We start from the raw sequence: 14,704 nt of genomic DNA, 5'->3' as shown, positions 1-14,704 counted from the left end.
TACCGCCTGATGGATAAGCGCTAGCAGCTATCAAATTAGTAGTTCTTCAGCCGAGGCGACCGCCCCTCACCACGGCACCCCCGCAAACCGGGCCACCAGAAAATCCAGCAACGCCCGCACCGCAGGCGACAAGTGACGGCGCGACGGGTACAGCGCATAGATCGTCATCACCGGCAAGTCCCAGCCCGGCAACACGGCCTGCAGCTCGCCGCTGTGCAGGTAGGGGTTGACCAGATACGTCGGCTGCATCGCAATGCCGCCGCCCGCCAGCGCGGCGCGCATCAGCGTGGTGGCCTCGTTGGCGCTGAAATGGCCGCTCACGCCCACACGCTCCACCTCATCGCCGCGCGTCAGCTGCCACACGCTTTTGCCAAAGTTGGCATAACTCAGGCACCGGTGCTGCCCCAGGTCGGCAGGTTGCTGCGGCACGCCGTGGGCGGCCAGGTAGGCGGGGGATGCCACCAGCACCGAATCACACCGCGCCAGCGGCCGACCGATGAGCAACGGGTCGGGCTCGGCGCTGATGCGGATGGCCAGGTCGATGCGCTTTTCCACCAGGTTGAGCGAGCCCTCGCTCGCGTCCAGGTCGATCTTGAGCTGAGGGTGTTGCGCCAGAAAGTCCGCAATCGCCGCACCCATCTGCGCAAACGCAAACGACACGCTGCAGGTCAGCCGCAGTTGCCCGCGCAATGCGCCTTCGGTGGTGGTGGCGGTTTCTTCTTCCAGGTCTTGCGACAGTGCCAGCATCTGCTGGCAGCGGCGCAGCGCGTGTTCGCCCGCGTCGGTCAGCGTCACGCTGCGGGTGGTGCGCTGCAGCAGGCGGGCCTGCAGCCACTGCTCCATCTCGCCCACATAGCGCGTGACCATGGCCCGCGACATCTCCAGTTTGTCGGCCGTGGCGCTGAAGCTGCCGCTGGTGGCGACTTCGGCAAACACATGCATGGCGGTCAGGCGGTCCATAACGTGGAAGTTTTGGGGTTATTTGATCGATTGGCGAAACAAATATGCGCGAATTATCAGGTTTATTGGATCGATTGGCGCAAATAAACTTCATTCCGTCATCTGCACCACCGCTCAACACACCGGAGAAACCACCATGTTCCGCACCACCCTCATCGCCGCCACCCTCGCCGTTGCCTTCACCGGCGCCCAGGCCGCCCAGCCGCTGCAGGTCAAGGTCTACAACGCCGACGGCAACAGCTTCAACGTGAACTCCACGCTGGTCTATGGCGACAAAGAAGCCATGGTCATCGACGCCGGCTTTACCCGTGCCGACGCGCTGCGCATTGCCGCCAACGTGCTCGACACGGGCAAAGAGCTGAAAACCATCTACGTGAGCCAGGCCGACCCCGACTACTACTTTGGCGTGGAGACGCTGAAAGAAATTTTCCCCAAGGCCGACGTGGTGACCACGCCCGCCGTGCTGGAGAAGATCAACGCCAAGCTGGCTGGCAAGCTCGCCTTCTGGGGCCCCAAGATGGGCGCCAACGCACCGCGCACGCCCGTGCTGCCCAAGGCGATTGCTGGCAACACGCTGAGCGTGGACGGCCAGACGGTCGAGATCCGCGGCACCACCGGCCTGCTGGCGCACCGCCCGTATGCGTGGATTCCGTCCATCAAGGCCGTGGTGGGCACCATCGGCGTGTTTGGCACCAACACCCATGTGTGGACGGCCGACACGCAAACGGTGGCCGAGCGCAGCGCCTGGGTGGCCCAGCTCGACGAAATGGCCGCCCTGCAGCCCTCGGTGGTGGTGCCCGGCCACATGCCCGCCGGTGGCGCGCTGGATGCCGCAAACATCAGCTACACCAAGGGCTACCTGCAAGCGTTTGAGAAGAACGCCGCCGCCACCAAGACCAGCGCCGAACTCATCGACGCGATGAAGAAGGCCTACCCCGCAGCGCCCATGGGCCTGTCGCTGGACATCGGCGCCAAGGTGAACAAGGGCGAGATGAAGTGGTGAGATGACGTGCTGAAAGCTGTCAAAGCAGTTTGTTGAAAGGAACCAGATCGTGACCGCCACACACCCGCTCCAACAAGTCCTGCAGCACCTGCACGCCGGGCGCTGGAACGCGGCGCACGATCTGGTGCAGCACGACGGCACGATGCTCGGCGCCTGGCTGCACGGCATCCTGCACCTGCAAGAGGGCGACCTGGAAGACGCCGAAAACTGGTACGACCGCGCCGCCCGCCATTTCCGCAGCCGGGGCACGCTGGCCGAAGAAATCGCAGCGTTTGAGGCCGCACTGGCCGCACACCTTACCCAGCTTGCCCAGGCTGCACCCGCAGCGGCACCGGCCGCCGCCACACCGCCTGATCCTGAAGATTCTGAAGAGAGACCCTGATCCATGCCCTCCACGCCCACCGTCACCGTGACGTACCTGTTCGACCCCCTGTGCGGCTGGTGCTACGCCGCCGCACCCGTGCTGGCCCGCTTGCAAGCCACGCCCGGCGTGCAGGTGGTGCTGGCGCCCACGGGCTTGTTTGCAGGCGCAGGCGCCCGGCCCATGGACGCGCAATTTGCCGCCTACGCCTGGTCCAACGACCAGCGCATCGCGCAGCTCACCGGCCAGCCGTTCAGCCAGGCCTATCGCGAGCAGGTGCTGGGCCAGCCGGCCGGGCGTTTTGACTCGGGCCCTGCCACGCTGGCCCTCACCGCCGTCGCGCAGACCGAGCCCGCGCGCGAGCTGGAGGCACTGCACGCCTTGCAGCACGCACGGTATGTGGACGGGCGCGACACCGCGGCGCCCACCGTGCTGGCCGATGTGCTGAGCGCACTGGGCTTGCATGCCGCTGCTGCACTGGTGCGCCAGCCCACTGATGCCCTGCGCGCCGCCATGCTGCAGCGCGTGGCCGCCGCCCGTGCCGAGATGCAAGCCCTGGGTGCGCAAGGCGTGCCGCAACTGGCAGTGGGCGACGCCGCCACCGGCCGCCGCCGTGTGCTGGGCAGCCAGGCCCTGCACGGCAACTTCGACACATTGCTGCAGCAGGTGGCCCAGGCCTGAGCGGCGCGGCTGGGACGGTGCGGCACGGGCTGCGCCGTTGCCCACAGCGCAAATTGCAACCAGGCCTGCGCCATGTCCTCAAGCCCCGTGGTCCGCCACGGGCACCCACACCACGGTGTGGTTCGCGCACTCCACTTCGTCCGGCGGCTGCCACAGGTCGCTGGCCAGCTCAAAGATGTGCGGCGGCACCACCATCGAAAACGTTGCGCCCTGTTCGGCGTTGCGCCGCAACACACGCGCGCGCCGCACCTCGCGCGGGGCGTCCAGCACATACACCACCATCGCATCGGCCCACGGCCCCATGCGGGCGTAAAACGCATCGCGCTGGTGCTGCTGGATCAGGCCCACCTCCAGCACCACATCGCCACCCGCGTTCAGCACGGCCTCGGCCGTCTTCCAGATCTGCGCCAAGCAACGCAGCGTGCGGGGCACGTACCAGGCCATGACGTCCGCCGCATCGGGCCGGTCGGCCGAAAACAGTGTGGCCATCCAGTCGTCCAGGTTCAGCGGCACGGCGCTTTGCTGCTGCACCAGCTGGCGCACAAAGGTGGACTTGCCCGCACCCACGGGCCCGATGACCAGGTGGATGCGGGGGGCGGTGCCTGCAACGGTTGCGTGGGTGGTGTGGGTTGAAGCGGTGTGCATGAGATAAAGGCTCCAGAAATGCAAAAAGCCCTCTCTGCAAGCAGGGAGAGCCTTCAATGCGATGGACCAAAAAGAAAAGCCCTCAACGGCGGTGGAGGGCTTTGCGGTTCGCTCAGGCCCAAAGGGCCGGACGCGATAGGGCAGTGTAGGTGCCCGCTGCGGGCTGCGTCAACCGTTGGTCCGTGCGCCGTGTGTTGAGTCCTCCAGTCAAACCCTGCGCGCACCCGGCAAGCTGGGTCACGCCCCAAACACCAGCGCCTGGTGCGCCCCCACACCCGCCAGCACGCCTTCGGCCGATGCCAGCGTGGCGTTGTGCCGCATCAGCGTCAGGTCGCCAGCGGCATACACGCCTGGCACGGTGGTCATCTTGTTGATATCGGTGCGGATACAGGGGCCCATGGGCCCATCGTCGAACGCGCAGCCCAGTTGCTCGGCCAGCGGGCTGGCAGGGCGGGTGGTGGCTGCCACATACAGCGCAGCCAGCGGCACCAAGCGTGCATCACCGCTGCCGGTGGCCTGCAGGCGCACGCCCTGCAGTACCTGGCCTGGGCCTTCCAGCGCGGCGATGGGTGCGGGCTCGATGGTTATGCCCAGCGCCTGTAGACGCTCCCGCTCGGCGCTCTCCAGCGTGGTGTCGCCATTCAGAAAGAGGGTGGTCGACCCCCAGTCGGCAATCAGCTGCGCGTGCATGGCCGAGCCTGCCGAGTGGTACAGCACGCCCAGCCGCTGGCCTGCAAATTCATAGCCGTGGCAATACGGGCAGTGCAAAACCGATGCGCCCCAGCGCTCGCGCAGGCCTGCAATCTCAGGCAAGCCATCCTGCACGCCAAACGCCAGCACCAGCTTGTGGGCCTCCATGGTTGCGCCATCGTCCAGCACCACTTCAAACCCGTTCTCGGGTGACCCAGCGCGTTGCTGCGCCGTGGCCGACACCACCGTGCCCTGCACAAAAACCACCGTGGGGTAGGCCGCCAGCTTGCGCCGCGCCTGCTCGATCATCGCCAGCGGCGGCTCGCCGTCTTGCCCGAAGAAGCCGTGCGACGCTGCCGCAAACCGGTTGCGCGGCTGGCCTGCGTCCACCACACACACCCGCCGCCGGGCACGCGCCAGTTGCATCGCGGCCGACAGGCCGGCAAAGCTGCCGCCTATCACGATCACCTCATACGCCTGGGTGGTTGTCATTGCTGCTCTCGCCATGCTCAATCTCCTTGTGACCGTGGCACCCGGCCACCATGCGTTCATGAAACTCGGCCGACAGCTGTGCCAGCGTCACCGCGCCCAGCCGCGCCAACAGTGCTTCTTCGGCCGCCTGGTAGGCGTCGGTCAGCGCGCGGTTCACCGCTTGTTCCACGATGCAGCCGGGGCTCTCCACGCGGTTACCCACCGCCAGCAGCGTGGGCGCGCCCAGCGCCTCGTAGATGTCGCGCAGCGTGATGTCGGTGAGCGGGCACGACAGCACCCACCCGCCGCCATGCCCCTTGGCCGACGACACAAAGCCCGCATACCGCAGCCCCGCCATCAGGCGGCGCACCACCACGGGGTTGGTCTGCATGGCCTGCGCCATGGCCTCAGACGTGGCTGGCCCCTCCATCTCTGCCATGTGCAGCAGTGCGTGGAGAACATTGGAAAGTCGGCTATCTCGTTTCATGCAACATTAAAAGTTGCGTGATGCTAGCATGCAACCAGAAACAGTGCTGGCGCACGAACAGAATGCTTCTGAATTGATAGCTTCTAGCGCTTGATGGACAAGGGCTAGAGGCCAATTTGGCTTGATTTCTTTGACACGTTGCCCACCCCAACCGTTCGGGCTGAGCCGGGCAAAACCCTGCGCGGGCTTGGCAAACCGGCGGACCCAGCCCATCGCCAACCGTCGCACCCGCCGCACACCAGACTGCACATGACCCATCCCGCCGCATCCCCCTTCTCCGACCCCGCCGCCGTCGCCCGCTACGCCGAAGGCCCCCGCCGCAACGTGCCCGGCTACGACAGCCTGCTGCCCATGGTTCGCATCCTGCTGGCCGAGCATGTGCCCGCCGATGGTCGCGTGCTGGTGGTGGGCGCAGGTGGCGGGCTGGAGCTGGAAGACATGGCGCGGGCGCACCCCGGCTGGCGGTTCGACGGCGTGGACCCCAGCCAGCCCATGCTGGCCCTGGCGGCACAGCGGCTGCAAAGCGCCAGCGTGCCCGGCGACCGCGTGGCGCTGCACCACGGCTACGTGCAGAGCGCACCGGCCGGGCCGTTCGACGGAGCCACGTGCCTGCTGACTTTTCACTTTGTGCCGCGCGAGGAGCGTGCGGCCATGGCGGCGGAGATCCGGGGGCGGCTCAAGCCCGGTGCGCCGCTGGTGGTGGCGCATCTGAGCGTGGCGGATGGCGCAGGCCCAGGCGGTGAGGGCGGGGCAGGGGAGCGCGATCTGTGGCTGTCACGCTACGCCGCGTTTCAGGTGGCGTCCGGTGTGCCGCCGGAGCATGCGGCCAGAGCGCGAGACAAGATTGCGGCAGAGCTGGCGGTGCTGACGCCGCAGGAAGATGAAGCGATCCTTCGCGAGGCCGGTTTCACCGATGTGCAGATGTTTTACATGGGGTTTGCGTTCAGAGGCTGGGTGGCATCGGCCTGCTAGCAACCAACGAAAGCGGGCCAACTCACTGACCCCGCATGCTTGCACCTTGCTCACCGCTAGGCTGTCTTGCAGCTGGGGTTAGCGGCCCCGTCCAGCCAGCCGGTGGTGCATAAAAAAATCTTCAACGCACAGGCGCCAGCGCCCATCGGTCCTTCGACGCCTTCACCAGAAAATCAATCACCGCCTTCACCCTGGCCGAATTGCGCCGGCCCGGTGACGACACCGCGTACAGCGTGTGCACGGTGCGCGAGGCAAAAGGCGCAAGCACCTCCGCCAACCGCCCTTGCGCCACATCCGCCGCCGCGAGCGGGCAGGACAGCATGCCGATCCCCGCGCCGCCCACCAGCGCGTGGTGCACCAGTGCTGAGCTGCTGGCGGCCAGGCGCGAGCGCACGGTCACCTCCAGCGGCTTGCCTTGTGCATTGCGAAACGCCCAAGTCACCGCCGGCCCCTGCGCGGTGTGCGTGACGGTGTGGTGCTGCTGCAGATCGCTGGGGTCGGCGGGCGTGCCGTGCAGGCGCAAATACTCCGGGGCCGCGTACAGACGCCGCTCGAACCGGCCCAGCGCGCGCGCCACCACCAGGTCGCTGTGGCCCACGGTGGTGCGCAGCGCCACGTCGATGCCCTCCGTCACCAGGTCGGCCACGCGGTCATCGGCCAGCAGTTCCACCCGCAGCGCGGGGTAGCGCGCCTGCAGGTCTGCCAGGTGGGGCAGCACCAGCGCTTCGCAAATCTCCTGGCTGGAGGCCAGGCGCAAGGTGCCCGCCACGCGGCTGCGCTGGTCCGACAGCGATGCCCCGATGTCCTCCAGCTGCGCCAGCAAGCCACGCGCTTCCTGCGCCAGCTCTGCGCCCTCGGGCGTGGCCGACAGACCGTGTGTGGACCGGCGCAGCAAGCGCACGCCGTAGCCGGCCTCCAGCCGGTCCACACCGCGCGCGACGACCGACACCGCCACATCCATTTCACGCGCCGCTGCAGAAAACGAGCGCAGGTCGAGCGACCGCACCAGCCACCGCAGGTCGGCTGGGTCGGGGAGGAAGGAGCGGGGTTCTTGTTTCATCATGCGCGCCTTTGCGTGCGGAGCAAAAGCCATTATCGCCACGGGCGGTTTCCGTGGCGGGGCGCAATTTCTAAAGTGAAGGCTCGTTCAACCCAATGCATTCAACAGGAGCCCTCCATGCCCATCCTCAACGTCAAAGTGTCTGCCCAACGCACGCCCGAGCTGTCTGCCCGCATTGCAGAAACCCTGCTGGACCTGACCACCCGCGTGCTCGGCAAACGGCGCGACCTCACTGCCGTGGTCATCACCTTTGTCGACCCCGCCGACTGGTACGTCGCCGGCCGGTCGCTGGCCGACCTGAAACAGTCGAGCTTCTACTTCGACGTCAAGGTGGTGGACGAGACCAACACCAAGGCCGAGAAGGCGCGCTACATCGCCGAGGCGTTCGCAGCCTTTGAAGGCCTGCTGGGCACGCTGCACCCCGAAAGCTATGTCTACGTGCAGGACGTGCGCGCCACCGCCTACGGCTTTGGCGGCCGCACGCAGGAATACCGCCACCAGCACCCCGAGCAATAAGCGGTCAAGCAATCAAGCAAGCCATCAACCAATAGCTACCCAGGAGCACCGACATGACGACGATGACGACAACGAACAACCACCTTGCCGACGTGATCGTGACCCAGGCGCTGGAGCGCGCGGGCTTGGCGGATTGGATTCCCGAGGGCGAAGGCAAGTGGTCCCTGCCCATCCAGTTCCTGCCCGACGATGCCGGCTGGGTGGAACTGATGCGCCTGTCGCCCGGCACGCGGCTGGGCCTGCACCGCCACACGGGCGAAGTGCACGCCCTGACGTTGGCAGGCGAGCGCCGCCTGAACGACGGCCGCGTGGTGCGGCCGGGCGACTACATCCACGAGCCCGCCGGCAATGTGGACTGGTGGGAGGCGACGGGCACCGAAACGCTGCTGGTGCATGTGGTGGTCAAGGGCAGCGTGGAGTACCTGGGCCCGCACCACACGGTGCTCCAGCGGATTACTACGGCTGATCGGCGGGCGGATTACCAAAGCTGGTGCGAAGGGGTGGGCGTGGTACCGCGTGATTTGCGCTGATGACGTGCAGGGCACTCAATGCAGTGCAGGCAAGCACATGGCGCGCAGAAACATGATTGAAAGCAGACTCTAGCGCTTATTGCTAAAGCGTTGATAGCTATCAAATACAGAGCGAACTCTCCAGGCCCTCAGTCGCGTGCGGGTGGTGGGCGCAGGCGGCGGGCTGGAGCTGGAAGACATGACGCTGGCGCACCCCGGCTGGCGGTTCGACGGCGTGGATACTAGCCAGCCCATGCAAAACTTGGCGGTACAGCGGTTGCAGAGCGCGGGGCGTGCCAGACGGCCACGTGGCACTCCACTAAGGCCAGGTGGAAAGTGCAGCGGCCGGGCCGATTGATTGCGCTACGCGTCTGCTGACTTTTCACCTCGTCCCGCGAAGAGCGTGTGCCCATGGTGGCGGAGATCCGGCGGCGGTTGAAGCCCTGGGCGCGCATCGCAGGCTTGGCGAGCGATTAATGCAGCAGTGTGGGAAGCAATGCTAGAGTAGCAGCGGACTCGCAGACAGATTTTTTGCCATGCTTCATGGCATGTGAAACAAACGTCCGCAGGAAATGCTCCTCGGTGTTCCTCGCCATTCGGCCACGCGCGATCCTTGCGTACGCGTAGGAGTGTTTGCGAGTCCAACTAACAATCATGCTTAACGAACTTAAAGCAGCAACTAGCTTGCGCGATGTAGCGAGACTTCTGCAAGTTAAGCCTGCAATGCTGTCGTATATCTTATATACAAAGCCTAAGATCGAACTATATACAAAGTTCGAAATTCCAAAACGCACTGGCGGCGTTCGAGAAATATCAGCACCTTATAATCACCTGAAGCTAATACAACAGAGGTTGGCTGCTGTATTAATTGAATGTACTAAAGAACTGCGCCAAAAACATGCAAGCAGTTCAAAAAACAAAAACTTCGAACTTAGGGGTGTTTCTCACGGCTTCATGCCGGGTCATAATATTATGACTAATGGGCAGTCGCATGTGACGCGGCGTTTTGTTTTTAATGTCGATTTATCCGATTTTTTTGGAAGTATAAATTTTGGTAGAGTGCGAGGTTTTTTTATCAAGGATAATAATTTCGCGCTGGCAGAGGCAGTAGCGACGATTCTTGCCCAAATTGCCTGTTTTGAGAATAAACTCCCTCAAGGAAGCCCGTGCTCTCCGGTTATATCTAATTTGCTAGGACACATTCTTGATGTTGCACTCGTCGAATTAGCGCGAAAAAATAAGTGCACATACAGTAGATATGCCGATGACCTTACATTTAGCACTAATCAGCGCGTATTCCCGTCAGAAATTGCATTGCCAGTCGATGATGATAAAGATTCCTGGGCTCTAGGGGTAAGGTTGGTAAAAATAGTGCAGCGTAATGGTTTTGACTTTAACGAGAAAAAAACTCGCATGCAGTATAGAGACTCTCGTCAAGAGGTCACGGGGTTATCTGTAAATAGAAAAGTCAATGTTCCGGCGGACTATCGGTATACAGTTCGAGCGATGGCTAGCAACCTGTTTAGGACCGGGAGCTTTGAACATATCACAAAATATAAAAACGCTACCGGCGATGAGGTTGTATCAAAACGAGATGGTAAAGCAAGTCAACTCCTTGGAATGCTGAGCTTTATACATCAAGTAGATCTATACAACGAAGCAATCGCAGTCAAAAACAATCAGCCTGTAGTCGAGGCCCCCGGCAGACTCGAGTTGTATCGAAGGGTTATATATTTTGACCTATTTTATAATCCAGAGCGGCCTGTAATTGTCTGTGAGGGGAAAACAGATAATACGTATTTAAAAAACGCTATACAGCGTCTTTTTGTGGATTATCCGTTATTGGGTAAGTTGGATGGAGAGGGTAAGCCGGAGCTACAAGTTCGCTTGTTTAAGTATGCCGAAAGAAAAACGGCAACTATTTCAAAACTAAGCGGCGGTGTTGGAGGGTTGTGTAATTTAATAAAATACTATAATGCAGATATAATAAATAAGTTTCGAGCACCTCCTCCTCGACATCCAGTGATAATTTTGATTGATAATGATATGGGTGCGGATTCTATTTATGGCGCTATTGCGGGAATCCTAGGTGCACAGAAACCAAAAGGGAAGAAGCCATTTATCCATGTCTATCAAAACCTTTACGTGGTGCCAACACCATTTGGGCAAAATGGCGAGAAAACGAGCATTGAAGATTTTTTCGACGCGAAAACCCTTGCAACGCAGTTGAATGGGAAGACTTTCGAGCGAAAGAATGACGCTGACAACCAGCATCACTATGGGAAAGCAGCATTTGCCCGCGACGTAATTGCGAAAAATGCCGCGACGATTGATTTCAGTGGCTTCAAGCCAATCCTGGAAAGAATAGAAAGTGTGATCAGAGATTACGCTAACCGATAGCAGCATCAATTGGCCTAATTTTGGTCGAAGTTCAGTCTTGCCCGGCCAAAGTAGACCGCATAGCATCCCTGTCAAGCACCCATCCCATGAGGTGCTGCACAAAAAACGACAGGAGACAAGCCTTGCCATCCACCCGCTGGAGTCACTGCGGCGCCGAAGACCTGGGCGTCTTGCAGACCATCTTTTGGTCCGCTGGCGCGTCGCGCAATGCGCTGGCGCAGCGCCTGGCCTATTCAAAGAGCAAGGCCAACGCCATGGTGGCGGCGCTGCTCGACGAAGGTCTGCTCGATGAGGTGGGCCTGCAGGAATCTTCTGGCGGCCGGCGTGCCGAAACCCTGCGTTTGAGCGAAACCCTGGGCGTGGTGATTGGCGCCGACCTGGGCGCCACCAGCATGCAGATTGCGGTGATGCGGCCCGACATGACGGTGCTGGCGCGGCACCGCGAGCCGATTGATGTGCGCCAGGGGCCGGGCGTGATCCTGGCGCGGGTGCGGGGGCTGATGCGCGAGCTGCTGGCGCGCTGCGGGCTGGCCGCCCACCAGGTGATTGCCATTGGCATGGGCGTGCCGGGGCCGGTGGATTTTGAAAGCGGGCAACTCGTCAACCCGCCGCTGATGCCCGACTGGGACGGCTTTTCCATTCGCGACTACCTGCGCGAGGCGTTTGCCGCGCCCGTGTTTGTGGATAACGACGTGAACCTGATGGCGCTGGGCGAGATGTACCGGCTGCAGCGCAATCTGCCCAACTTTTTGGTCATCAAGGTGGGTACGGGCATTGGCTGCGGCATCGTGTGCCACGGGCAGGTGTACCGGGGCGCCAATGGCTCGGCGGGCGATGTGGGCCACATTTGTGTGGACCAGCACGGTCCGCGCTGCCACTGCGGCAACCAGGGCTGTGTGGAGGCGATGGCCGCAGCGCCCGCCATGGCGCGCATGGCCATCGAGGCCGCGCAGCGCGGCGAAAGCGCCATGCTGGCCGAGCGGCTGCAAAGCACGGGCACGCTGACCATTGAAGACGTGGCCCAGGCCAGCCGCACGGGCGATGTGGCGGCCAACGCCATCATCCAGCGCGCGGGCAGCCTGGTGGGGCAGATGCTGGCGTCCATCGTGAACTTCTTCAACCCGTCGCATGTGTTCATTGCGGGGCGGGTGACGGACATGGGGCCGCTGTTCCTCGCGTCGGTGCGGCAGAGCGTATACCACCGGTCGCTGGCGCTGTCCACGCGGCACCTGGAGATTCAATACGCGCCGCTGGCCGACGATGCCGGTGTGGTGGGCGCGGGCGTGCTGGCGATGCAGGAGAGCTTGTCGCGTGCGGGCTCGGTGACGAGCGCAGGCGCTGTGGTGGGGGCTGTGCGATGAGCGTGGCCGTCGAGTTCCGCAACGTGACCAAGGAGTTTGGCCCGGTGCGCGTGCTGCACGGGGTGGGCTTTGCGCTGCAGCCGGGTCGCGTCTATGGCCTGCTGGGCGAAAACGGCGCGGGCAAGTCCACGCTGATGAAGATTCTGGCGGGGTATGAGAGCCCGACCACCGGCGAGGTGGTGGTGGATGGCGCGGTGCGCGCACCGGGCGGCGGCTCGCGCGCGGCCGAGGCGCAGGGCATTGTGCTCATCCACCAGGAGTTCAACCTGGCGGACGATCTGACGATTGCGCAGAACATCTTTTTGGGCCATGAGATCAAGAGGGGCCTCTTCCTCGACGACAAGGCGATGCGCGAGAAGACGCGCGCTGCTTTGGCACAGGTGGGTTTGCCGCTGGACCCCGACACGCGGGTGCGCAAGCTCATCGTGGCCGAAAAGCAGCTGGTGGAGATTGCCCGCGCGCTGGCCCGCAATGCGCGCCTGCTCATCATGGACGAGCCCACCGCCACGCTCACCCCGGGCGAGACGGAGCGCCTGTTTGCGCTGATGGCCGGGCTCAAGGCGGCGGGCGTGACCATCATCTACATATCGCACAAGCTCGACGAGGTGGAACGCACCACCGACGAGGTGGTGGTGATGCGCGACGGCCTGCTGGTGGCGCGCGAGCCCACGGCCAGCGTGACGCGGCGGCAGATGGCCAACCTGATGGTGGGCCGCGAGCTGGCGGATTTGTTCCCGCCCAAGCTGCCTGCACCTCAGCACGGCGCACCGGCCATCAAGGTGCGCGGCCTCACGGTGCCGGGGTGGGCCGAGGACGTGAGCTTTGACGTGCGGCGCGGCGAGATCCTGGGCTTTGCCGGGCTGGTGGGCGCTGGCCGCACGGAGCTGTTCGAGGGCCTGCTGGGCCTGCGCCCGCGCTCGGCCGGCACGGTGGAGATTGCTGGCAAACCCGTGCATTTGAAAAGCCCTCGCGATGCGGCCCGCCACGGCCTCACGTACCTGAGCGAAGACCGCAAGGGCAAGGGCCTGCATGTGCACTTCAGCCTGCGGCCCAACCTGACGCTGATGGCGCTGGAGCGCTATGCCAAGCCCTGGCTCGACCCGGCGGCTGAGCAGGCCGCGCTGCGCGATGCGGTGCAGGAGTTCGGCATCCGCACCGGGTCGCTGGAGGTGCGCGCGTCGTCGCTGTCGGGCGGCAACCAGCAAAAGCTGGCGCTGGCCAAGGTGCTGCACCCGGGCCCGAGCGTGGTGGTGCTGGACGAGCCCACGCGCGGCGTGGACGTGGGCGCCAAGCGCGAGATTTATCACCTGGTGCAGCGCCTGGCAGAGCAGGGGCTGGCTGTTGTGGTGATCTCGTCTGAACTGATGGAGCTGATCGGCCTGTGCCACCGCGTGGCAGTGATGCGCGCCGGGCGGCTGCAGACCACGCTCCAAGAGCCCCATTTGACCGAAGAGGAGTTGATCGCCCATGCCACAGGTACCCGCTGAAAACGCATCCACCGCAGCGGTTGCCGCAGCACCCGCACCACCCGTGGTACCCGGTGCAGGCCGCCACGGCGGCGCCACGGCCTGGTGGGGCAAGCTGCACGGGCTGGGCCCGGTCATCGGTCTGGTGTTGCTGTGCATTGCCGGTACGCTGCTCAACAGCAACTTCGCCACCTACGACAACGTGATGAACGTGCTCACGCGCACGGCCTTCATCGGCATCATCGCAGTGGGCATGTGTTTTGTGATCATCTCGGGCGGCATCGACCTGTCGGTGGGGTCGATGGCGGCGCTGATCGCAGGCTCGGTCATCCTGTTCATGAACGCGATGGCGCCCGTGCTGGGATCACCCATGGCGGCCGTGGTGGTGGGCATGCTGCTGGCGGTGGTGCTGGGTGCGGTGTTCGGGCTGTTGCATGGCCTCTTGATCACCAAGGGGCGCATCGAGCCTTTCATCGTCACGCTGGGCACGCTGGGCATCTTCCGCGCGTACCTCACGTATTTTTCGAACGGCGGGGCGATCACGCTGGAGAACGATCTGTCGGACATCTACAGCCCGGTGTACTACGCCAACCTGTTGGGCGTGCCCATCCCCGTGTGGATCTTTCTGCTGGTGGCGGTCATCGGCGGCGTGATCCTGAACCGCACGGCCTATGGCCGCTATGTGCAGGCCATCGGCTCCAACGAGCAGGTGGCGCAGTACGCGGCGGTGGATGTGCACAAGATCAAGATACTCACGTACATGCTGCTTGGCGTGTGCGTGGGCATTGCCACGCTGCTCTACGTGCCGCGCCTGGGCTCTGCATCGCCCACCACGGGCCTGCTGTGGGAGCTGGAGGCGATCGCCGCCGTCATCGTGGGCGGCACGGTGTTGAAGGGCGGGGCGGGCAGCATCACCGGCACGGTGGTGGGCGCGATCCTGCTGTCGGTCATCAGCAACATCCTCAACCTCACCAGCATCATCAGCGTGTACCTGAATGCGGCGGTGCAGGGCTTCGTGATTATTGCCGTGGCGTTCATGCAACGCGGCAAGCGGTGACGGAGTGGCCGGAACAACTCTCCTGGCGTTGTTGCTGTCTGCGCTTGTATATCGCCGTGTCAGTC

15 protein-coding genes are annotated in these 14,704 nt (G+C 63.5%); 10 read left to right on the top strand and 5 right to left on the bottom strand.

What is annotated here, in order from left to right; all coding sequences use genetic code 11:
• Positions 1-66: 66 nt before the first annotated feature.
• Complete coding sequence (locus tag ACTJKQ_RS12315) at positions 67-960, bottom strand: LysR family transcriptional regulator (protein WP_440596963.1); 894 nt, start codon at positions 958-960, stop codon at positions 67-69.
• A 136-nt stretch (positions 961-1,096) separates the two neighbouring features.
• Between ACTJKQ_RS12315 and ACTJKQ_RS12310 the strand changes: the two genes are divergently transcribed.
• The 3 genes from ACTJKQ_RS12310 to ACTJKQ_RS12300 are packed head-to-tail and all read left to right on the top strand — an operon-like array spanning position 1,097 to position 3,005.
• Positions 1,097-1,963 (top strand): MBL fold metallo-hydrolase, encoded by an 867-nt coding sequence (locus ACTJKQ_RS12310; RefSeq protein WP_440596962.1) that lies wholly within the window; start codon positions 1,097-1,099, stop codon positions 1,961-1,963.
• 46 nt (positions 1,964-2,009) lie between these two features.
• Positions 2,010-2,345, top strand: coding sequence for a hypothetical protein (locus ACTJKQ_RS12305; protein WP_440597026.1), 336 nt, complete (start codon positions 2,010-2,012; stop codon positions 2,343-2,345).
• A 3-nt stretch (positions 2,346-2,348) separates the two neighbouring features.
• On the top strand, positions 2,349-3,005 hold the full coding sequence (locus ACTJKQ_RS12300) for a DsbA family protein (protein WP_440596961.1): 657 nt from the start codon (positions 2,349-2,351) through the stop codon (positions 3,003-3,005).
• A gap of 78 nt (positions 3,006-3,083) precedes the next feature.
• Here ACTJKQ_RS12300 and ACTJKQ_RS12295 read toward each other — a convergent pair whose 3' ends face one another.
• From ACTJKQ_RS12295 to ACTJKQ_RS12285, 3 genes are all read right to left on the bottom strand, one after another.
• Complete coding sequence (locus tag ACTJKQ_RS12295) at positions 3,084-3,650, bottom strand: AAA family ATPase (protein ID WP_440596960.1); 567 nt, start codon at positions 3,648-3,650, stop codon at positions 3,084-3,086.
• A gap of 237 nt (positions 3,651-3,887) precedes the next feature.
• A complete protein-coding gene (locus ACTJKQ_RS12290) occupies positions 3,888-4,832 on the bottom strand; it encodes an NAD(P)/FAD-dependent oxidoreductase (RefSeq protein ID WP_440596959.1) in 945 nt (314 codons plus the stop codon).
• The gene (locus tag ACTJKQ_RS12285) at positions 4,810-5,298 is read right to left on the bottom strand and encodes an Rrf2 family transcriptional regulator (RefSeq protein WP_288851244.1); all 489 of its coding nucleotides are present in this window, start codon (positions 5,296-5,298) and stop codon (positions 4,810-4,812) included. The genes ACTJKQ_RS12290 and ACTJKQ_RS12285 overlap by 23 nt, the downstream gene beginning before the upstream one ends.
• 249 nt (positions 5,299-5,547) lie before the next feature.
• Between ACTJKQ_RS12285 and ACTJKQ_RS12280 the strand changes: the two genes are divergently transcribed.
• The gene (locus tag ACTJKQ_RS12280; protein WP_440596958.1) at positions 5,548-6,270 is read left to right on the top strand and encodes a class I SAM-dependent methyltransferase; all 723 of its coding nucleotides are present in this window, start codon (positions 5,548-5,550) and stop codon (positions 6,268-6,270) included.
• A 121-nt stretch (positions 6,271-6,391) separates the two neighbouring features.
• Here ACTJKQ_RS12280 and ACTJKQ_RS12275 read toward each other — a convergent pair whose 3' ends face one another.
• Complete coding sequence (locus tag ACTJKQ_RS12275; protein ID WP_440596957.1) at positions 6,392-7,330, bottom strand: LysR family transcriptional regulator; 939 nt, start codon at positions 7,328-7,330, stop codon at positions 6,392-6,394.
• Positions 7,331-7,447: 117 nt separating this feature from the next.
• Here ACTJKQ_RS12275 and ACTJKQ_RS12270 point away from each other — a divergent pair, with 117 nt between their 5' ends.
• From ACTJKQ_RS12270 to ACTJKQ_RS12245, 6 genes are all read left to right on the top strand, one after another.
• Entirely contained in the window at positions 7,448-7,846 is a 399-nt protein-coding gene (locus ACTJKQ_RS12270; RefSeq protein ID WP_121942668.1) for a tautomerase family protein, read from the top strand.
• Positions 7,847-7,899: 53 nt separating this feature from the next.
• Positions 7,900-8,376 carry a cupin domain-containing protein gene (locus ACTJKQ_RS12265; RefSeq protein ID WP_440596956.1) on the top strand — a complete coding sequence of 159 codons (477 nt, stop codon included), beginning with the start codon at positions 7,900-7,902 and terminating at the stop codon, positions 8,374-8,376.
• A gap of 633 nt (positions 8,377-9,009) precedes the next feature.
• A complete protein-coding gene (locus ACTJKQ_RS12260; protein WP_440596955.1) occupies positions 9,010-10,755 on the top strand; it encodes a retron Ec67 family RNA-directed DNA polymerase/endonuclease in 1,746 nt (581 codons plus the stop codon).
• A 122-nt stretch (positions 10,756-10,877) separates the two neighbouring features.
• A complete protein-coding gene (locus tag ACTJKQ_RS12255; protein ID WP_440596954.1) occupies positions 10,878-12,116 on the top strand; it encodes an ROK family transcriptional regulator in 1,239 nt (412 codons plus the stop codon).
• A complete protein-coding gene (locus tag ACTJKQ_RS12250) occupies positions 12,113-13,603 on the top strand; it encodes a sugar ABC transporter ATP-binding protein (protein WP_440596953.1) in 1,491 nt (496 codons plus the stop codon). Before ACTJKQ_RS12255 ends, ACTJKQ_RS12250 begins: the two co-directional genes overlap by 4 nt.
• Entirely contained in the window at positions 13,584-14,639 is a 1,056-nt protein-coding gene (locus ACTJKQ_RS12245) for an ABC transporter permease (protein WP_440596952.1), read from the top strand. Before ACTJKQ_RS12250 ends, ACTJKQ_RS12245 begins: the two co-directional genes overlap by 20 nt.
• Positions 14,640-14,704 lie beyond the last annotated feature (65 nt).

Source organism: Acidovorax sp. 22279, assembly GCF_052045435.1.
GTDB classification, from domain to species: domain Bacteria; phylum Pseudomonadota; class Gammaproteobacteria; order Burkholderiales; family Burkholderiaceae_C; genus Acidovorax; species Acidovorax delafieldii.
This window is presented reverse-complemented; position numbering and strand designations above follow the sequence as displayed.

Bases quoted from the DNA above. Each gene is read 5' to 3' on its own strand.
- ACTJKQ_RS12260 (WP_440596955.1), top strand. From the start codon at position 9,010: ATGCTTAACGAACTTAAAGCAGCAACTAGCTTGCGCGATGTAGCGAGA.
- ACTJKQ_RS12245 (WP_440596952.1), top strand. From the start codon at position 13,584: ATGCCACAGGTACCCGCTGAAAACGCATCCACCGCAGCGGTTGCCGCA.
- ACTJKQ_RS12290 (WP_440596959.1), bottom strand. From the start codon at position 4,832: ATGACAACCACCCAGGCGTATGAGGTGATCGTGATAGGCGGCAGCTTT.
- ACTJKQ_RS12275 (WP_440596957.1), bottom strand. From the start codon at position 7,330: ATGAAACAAGAACCCCGCTCCTTCCTCCCCGACCCAGCCGACCTGCGG.
- ACTJKQ_RS12250 (WP_440596953.1), top strand. From the start codon at position 12,113: ATGAGCGTGGCCGTCGAGTTCCGCAACGTGACCAAGGAGTTTGGCCCG.
- ACTJKQ_RS12315 (WP_440596963.1), bottom strand. From the start codon at position 960: ATGGACCGCCTGACCGCCATGCATGTGTTTGCCGAAGTCGCCACCAGC.
- ACTJKQ_RS12295 (WP_440596960.1), bottom strand. From the start codon at position 3,650: ATGCACACCGCTTCAACCCACACCACCCACGCAACCGTTGCAGGCACC.
- ACTJKQ_RS12280 (WP_440596958.1), top strand. From the start codon at position 5,548: ATGACCCATCCCGCCGCATCCCCCTTCTCCGACCCCGCCGCCGTCGCC.
- ACTJKQ_RS12265 (WP_440596956.1), top strand. From the start codon at position 7,900: ATGACGACGATGACGACAACGAACAACCACCTTGCCGACGTGATCGTG.
- ACTJKQ_RS12310 (WP_440596962.1), top strand. From the start codon at position 1,097: ATGTTCCGCACCACCCTCATCGCCGCCACCCTCGCCGTTGCCTTCACC.
- ACTJKQ_RS12300 (WP_440596961.1), top strand. From the start codon at position 2,349: ATGCCCTCCACGCCCACCGTCACCGTGACGTACCTGTTCGACCCCCTG.
- ACTJKQ_RS12270 (WP_121942668.1), top strand. From the start codon at position 7,448: ATGCCCATCCTCAACGTCAAAGTGTCTGCCCAACGCACGCCCGAGCTG.
- ACTJKQ_RS12285 (WP_288851244.1), bottom strand. From the start codon at position 5,298: ATGAAACGAGATAGCCGACTTTCCAATGTTCTCCACGCACTGCTGCAC.